General features: G+C 36.3%; 5 protein-coding genes. 4 read left to right on the top strand and 1 reads right to left on the bottom strand.

Annotated features, from left to right (window positions below; all coding sequences use genetic code 11):
* Window positions 1-759 (bottom strand): hypothetical protein (locus HRT72_09190; GenBank protein ID NQY67879.1); only part of this gene is annotated, 759 nt, incomplete at its 3' end.
* Window positions 760-922: 163 nt separating this feature from the next.
* On the opposite strand from HRT72_09190, the gene HRT72_09185 reads away from it, so the two are divergent.
* From HRT72_09185 to HRT72_09170, 4 genes are all read left to right on the top strand, one after another.
* The gene (locus HRT72_09185) at window positions 923-1,882 is read left to right on the top strand and encodes a nitronate monooxygenase (protein NQY67878.1); all 960 of its coding nucleotides are present in this window, start codon (window positions 923-925) and stop codon (window positions 1,880-1,882) included.
* On the top strand, window positions 1,875-3,110 hold the full coding sequence (locus HRT72_09180; GenBank protein ID NQY67877.1) for an insulinase family protein: 1,236 nt from the start codon (window positions 1,875-1,877) through the stop codon (window positions 3,108-3,110). The genes HRT72_09185 and HRT72_09180 overlap by 8 nt, the downstream gene beginning before the upstream one ends.
* A complete protein-coding gene (locus HRT72_09175; GenBank protein ID NQY67876.1) occupies window positions 3,111-4,385 on the top strand; it encodes an insulinase family protein in 1,275 nt (424 codons plus the stop codon).
* Window positions 4,386-4,392: 7 nt separating this feature from the next.
* Window positions 4,393-5,062, top strand: a 670-nt coding sequence (locus HRT72_09170) for a hypothetical protein (protein ID NQY67875.1), incomplete at its 3' end; no start/stop codon positions are given.

The following is a 5,062-nucleotide window of genomic DNA, read 5'->3' as shown; positions in this document are numbered from 1 at the left end:
TATATCATCGTAATTTTCTATTTCTTCTGTTCGAGAATGAAGTTCTTGGGAAAGGGATCCCTCTTCAAAAGCGGCATCTCCAGCGAAGGTGGTTGAAACATCATCGATATAGTCGGTAAAAGTTGTTCGCCAAGCAAATTCAGCGCCGAATCGGTGTATTTTTCTATATGTATAATAAAAACCAAATCCCTGTGGAATGGTAAGCCCGAATTTACTGTATTCTTTGTCCTGCGCTTCAGTTCTCAAAGGGCGCAATTCGTGCCATTTATTATCATATTCTGTTCTGGCTTTGGGGTTGTGCATAAAAACACCGAGTCCAAGAAATACATAAGCCTTAAAATCTAACACGTACCTTCCAGTACTACCTATGTCATTTATGCCGAAAAAAACGAGTTCTAATCTCGATGTTAATTCATATATGTCATTTCTGAAACTTAAATTTCGAGCTGCTCTTTTCATGCCAGGATCAGAGTACTTGTGAAATTCTGTAAGACTGTCTGCGCCAGAAATCCTGACATAGTCGAAGTGAAGTGATGTAGAAATTAAGGGAGTGAATTTGTACCTGAATAGTCCACCAATAGCTAGATTAGACTGAGATAATTTTAAGTCTCCGATAAAAGCTTTCCCCGTCTCTGCATTACCACCTATTTCACCTAAATAATTAGAGACTCCTAATGTGAGCCCAACACTACTGTTGTATTGACCAAACCCAGTAATAGGTAATAGGAATATTATTAGAAAAAGCAAATTTTTCCGCATAAGATCAAAGGTAGAATAAATCAAGTCTATAAACAACAACAGATTAAGTTTTGATCGATCGATAAAATGAATAAAAATCCGCCTCTATATCGTAAGTTTTAACTAGAAATATAATTATTACTTTCGTTTCGTATATAAGGTTTCATTTTATTTTAATTGATTTTTGGCAACAAATAAAGTATCCTCTCTTTTAGGGATTAAATACCCCGTTATTCAAGGAGGAATGGTATGGTGTAGCGGCTGGCGATTAGCCTCTTCCGTTAGTAATAACGACTGTCTTGGTTTGATTGGTTCTGGTTCAATGGATCCTGATCTCTTTCAGTATCATGTGTCGAAGTGTAAATTGTACACCAAGAATCCTTTTGGAGTGAATGTGACTTTATACAGTAAAGATGTAGAAGATAAAATTGAAATAATATTAAAGGAAAAAATAGATATTGTTTTTACTTCGGCTGGAAATCCTGATTTATTTACAAAACGTCTTAAAGAAGAGGGGGTTACTGTTGTACAATTAGTTGCTAGTACAAAGCAAGTATTGAAATCAATAAATGCGGGAGTTGATGCGATCGTTGCTGAGGGATTTGAGGCAGGTGGGCATAATGGATATGATGAAACAACGACGATGTGTTTAATTCCTGCGGTTAAAGAAATAACAGATCTTCCAATAATAGCCGCTGGTGGGATTTCAAATGGAAGAGGTATGTTAGCGGCAATGGCTTTAGGTGCGGATGGAGTTCAGCTCGGTTCTGCGTTTGCTGTTTCTGAGGAGTCTTCTGCTCATCCAGAATTTAAACGCGCAATGATTGAAAGTAAAGAAGGGGATACGACACTTTCTTTAAAGGAAATAAATCCTGTAAGGATGATTAAAAATGATTTTTACAAGGAAGTTGTGAAGGCGGAAAAACAAGGTTCCTCTAAAGAAGAATTGATTTCTTTGTTGGGTAGAGGTCGTTCCCAGCTTGGTATATTTAAAGGAGACTTGCAGAATGGTGAATTAGAAATAGGTCAAGTAATTTCGAATATTTCAACTGTAAAACCTTGTAAGGAGATAATAGAAACTTTATTAAAAGAATATGAATTAGGGAGAAGTCAGCTTTCTTCGGATGAATATAAATATGATTGATTTTGAAAAATTTGAGCTTGAAAATGGCTTGAGAGTTATTGTGCATCATGATGATTCAACTGAACTAGTAGCTCTGAATTTATTGTATGACGTTGGTGCGAGAGATGAGGATGAATCCAAAACGGGTTTTGCACATCTGTTTGAGCATTTAATGTTTGGTGGATCGGTAAATATTCCGGATTATGACAAGCCATTAGAAATGGCTTGTGGTGATAATAATGCATTTACAACCAATGATATAACAAACTATTACTTAACCATACCTTTAAGTAATATCGAGACGGGTTTTTGGCTCGAGTCTGATAGGATGCTAAGTCTGGCGTTCTCTGAGAAAAGTTTGGAAGTACAACGCCAGGTGGTAATTGAAGAATATAAGCAGAGGTATTTAAATCAGCCATATGGAGATGACTGGTTATTGTTGCGCCCAATGGCTTATAAAGTACATCCTTATAAATGGCCAACGATAGGCGAAGATATTAAACATATTGAGGAGGCTACAATGGAAGACGTTAAGGCGTTTTTTAATAAGCATTACTGCCCGAATAACGCCATATTGTGTGTTGCTGGAAATGTTAGCGTTGAGCAAGTACAGGCATTATCCGAAAAATGGTTTGGTCCGATTCCCAAGGGCTCAATTGAGGCCAGGAATATCCCAATGGAGCCGAAGCAAACTGAAAGTAGATTGCTTAAAGTAGAGCGTGAAGTTCCTGCTGATGCCATTTACAAAGTATATCATATGTGCAAGAGAACCGATTCTGAATTTTATACAGCGGATTTAATGTCGGATATTTTGTCTGGCGGCAGATCGTCACGTTTGTATGTCGAGTTGCTAAAAAAGAAAAAAATGTTTAGTGAAATCGATGCCTATATATCTGCTGATTCGGATAATGGGTTATTTGTATTTAGTGGGAAATTGCATAAGGGGGTTGGTATGGAAGATGCAGACCGAGCTATCGAAGAGGAGATTGATAAGATTAAAAGCACATTGGTTTCTGAAACAGAGTTGTATCGTGTTAAGAATAAGACAGAGTCTATGCTGGTTTTTCAAGAAATAAATCTTTTAAACAAAGCAATGAATTTATGTGCGCATGAATTGATGTGGGGCGCGGATAAAATTAATGATGAGGCGGGTAAGTATTTGGCCGTAACTCCAGAGAGTATTAAAATAGAGGCAAATAAGATTTTCGCAAAAGACAATTGTTCTACTTTGCATTATTATTCAAAATAAATGGTATTAGACAGAATAAATCAACCGGCATTTAGTATTCCAGAGAATATAGATTTAAAAGGGCCATTAGAAAGAGAGCTGGATAATGGTATTCCTGTTTATTCATTTTATTCGGATAAGCAAGACTTGGTTAAACTTGATTTTATTTTCAATCTTGATTATTCAGTGTCTAAACTGCCTCTCGTTACGTCTTTAGGAAGTATGATGCTAAATGAAGGAACCGAGAGAATGAGTGCCGTAGAAATAGCAAATGCTATTGATTATTTTGGTTGTTTTTTAAGAACAGGATCAACACGAGATAGTGCAGTAATTACTTTGTATAGCCTGAATAAACACTTAGAGAGTGCTTTGCCTATTGTTGAGCAGATCCTGAAAGAGTCTAGATGTCCTGAAAATGAGTTGACAACAGTGGTTAATACGGAAAAGCAGAGGCTAGCTATTAAAATGGATGAGGTTGATGTTATCTCGCAGCGGGAATTTAATTCAGATATTTACGGAAACACGCCCTACGGTTATCAGGCTAACGAACACGATTATAATGCTATAGTTCGAGATGACCTGATTGGTTATTATTCTAAAATTTATAAGTCTTCTAATTGTAAAGTAATTCTTACTGGTAATATTCCAGAAAGTACTTTTCGTTTAGTCAATAAATACTTTGGTGGTTCTGATTGGAGCGGTAATGCGTTGACAACGAACTCATTTGAGATCCCTGTATTTAGTGAGAGTAGGAGCCGGAAAATACTAAAGAACAAGGCTGTTCAGTGTTCTATTAGAGTAGGGAAGCAAATGATTAATAAAACTCACGAAGATTTTATGAAATTACAGATATTAAATACTGTTCTTGGTGGTTTTTTTGGATCTCGTTTGATGTCGAATTTGAGAGAAGATAAAGGATTGACTTACGGAGTTTACTCAGCATTAAGTTCTTTTAAAAATGGTGGAAGTTTCTTCGTTACCTTAGAAACAGGAGTAGAGAATAGTGCAAAGGCGTTGGATGAAATTTATAAAGAATTGAAACGTTTAAGAGAAGAAAAGATTGGGATCGGTGAATTAGAATTGGTAAAGAACTATTTATCAGGAGAGGTTTTGAGAAGTGTAGACGGTATTTTTTCGATTTCAGATTATTATAAAGGACTCATGACGTATGGTTTGGATGGTGATTATCTAGCCAAAGTAATGGGGTGTATTCGAAATGTTACTTCGACGGAATTGAATGATTTAGCAAATAAATATCTTATGGAAGATTCTATGCATGAGGTAGTTGTGGGTTAGTTATGTTATGAGGATAAAGCATGTAGTAATTTTTATTGGATTACTTGCATTAAGTTTTTCGAATGCGAAAAGTGCTGACTTGGAGTGCCTTTCAGTTGTGGATGTCTCGAATGTTTATCTTAACTGGGCCCTATCTACTGATACCTGCCAACAATTTAATAGTTATAAAGTTTACGGTTCAGAAAATCAGTCCGGACCTTATCTTCTAAAGAGTGAAATTATCGACTATTCTGTAGGTTCAGTAAATATTAACTTGTTTCGAACTGATTCTATTTCTTATTTCTTTTTTATTCGTCAGAGTGCTACGTGTGGCGGAGTTACTACGAATTTGGATTCTGATACGCTAAGTTCTATTGTCTTCGAATTGGAGCAATCAAATGAAGGGGTTGCAATTCTTAATTGGTCGAGTATTAATACTTCTGGTAATAATGTATCTGTCGATTATAAAATTTACCGGCGATGGCAATTAAATAACGGCCCTTATGGGGCCTGGCATATTGTAAATACGGTAACTCAGTTAAATTATACAGATACCAACATGGCGTGTGGTAGTAATGTTGAGTATAGGATTGTGGTTGGTGATTCGGCTACATGTGTTTCTTCCTCTTTTATTCAACAAGATTATTTTACGAATCTATTGGCTCCCAATGCACCAGTTATCGACAGTGTTAGTGTGG

It is taken from the genome of Flavobacteriales bacterium, assembly GCA_013214975.1.
In the GTDB taxonomy this organism is placed as follows: domain Bacteria; phylum Bacteroidota; class Bacteroidia; order DT-38; family DT-38; genus DT-38.
The sequence above is the reverse complement of the archived record's forward strand: the minus strand, read 5'-3'. Positions and strand labels throughout refer to the sequence as shown.